General features: G+C 60.4%; 1 protein-coding gene and 1 pseudogene. Both read right to left on the reverse strand.

Annotated features, from left to right (window positions below):
- Nucleotides 1-78: 78 nt before the first annotated feature.
- A complete protein-coding gene (locus QMG56_RS23255) occupies nucleotides 79-345 on the reverse strand; it encodes a hypothetical protein (RefSeq protein ID WP_281825279.1) in 267 nt (88 codons plus the stop codon).
- A pseudogene (locus QMG56_RS23260) lies at nucleotides 342-787 on the reverse strand (hypothetical protein); the annotation flags it as partial. The gene QMG56_RS23255 and the pseudogene QMG56_RS23260, both read right to left, overlap by 4 nt.

The raw sequence follows: 787 nt of genomic DNA on the forward strand, positions 1-787 counted from the left end.
TTGACGGCAGCCGCGAACGACACAACAACGAGCATTGCCGAAAGGCCCCGCTTCCGAGGGGGCGACTTCATCTCGGAATCAGGGGGCGTAATCATCCCGGAAACGGGGGGCGACTTCATCGGAATCGGCATAGGTGGTGCTTTTCTCATAGTTGCCGCCCACCATCCAGCGGAGCGGCCCGCTCGCGCTGCTCGCGATCCGCAACTCCTGGTTGAACGAGTGAATATAGCCGTCGGATTTCTGCAGATCGAAACTGGCAAGGTTCATGCCATCGCCATCAGTGCGCTGCCGCTGCCTGAAATCATCATAGGATGTGATGGACGTCAGCGCGATGCTGTCCGTCAAATCAACGTCAAGCCGCAGCGACGCCTGATAGAATTTGCGATTGCTGAAAGGATCGAAATCCCCAAGCTTCGCCGTCCCCGGCGCGGTCTCGCCGTCACCGGATCGACCACCCCCAGACTGGGATCGAGAACCTGGTTGGACCAGTCCGCGGCGCGAGGATTATTCGGCGGGAAGGGATAGTTATGCTGCGCGGGATTGGAATAGGCCGGAACCTGCTCGCTCACGACCACGAGCTGCTGCGCCTGGGGCTGCGACTTGTCGATCCAGCCGTTCAGGTTCAACGCCAGCTTGACGGTGTCCGTGGGCTTCCAGTCCAGCAGCAGCCGTCCTGCCATATAAGACTGATGGCCGTTGGTGTCGTCGCGCGTGTAGCTCTTCTGCCAGTCGTCGGAGTTCAGACCGGTGACCGCAACGCGAAAACCCAGCGTATCCGTGATCGGGC

It is taken from the genome of Sphingobium sp. BS19 (assembly GCF_027925545.1).
Lineage (GTDB): Bacteria > Pseudomonadota > Alphaproteobacteria > Sphingomonadales > Sphingomonadaceae > Sphingobium.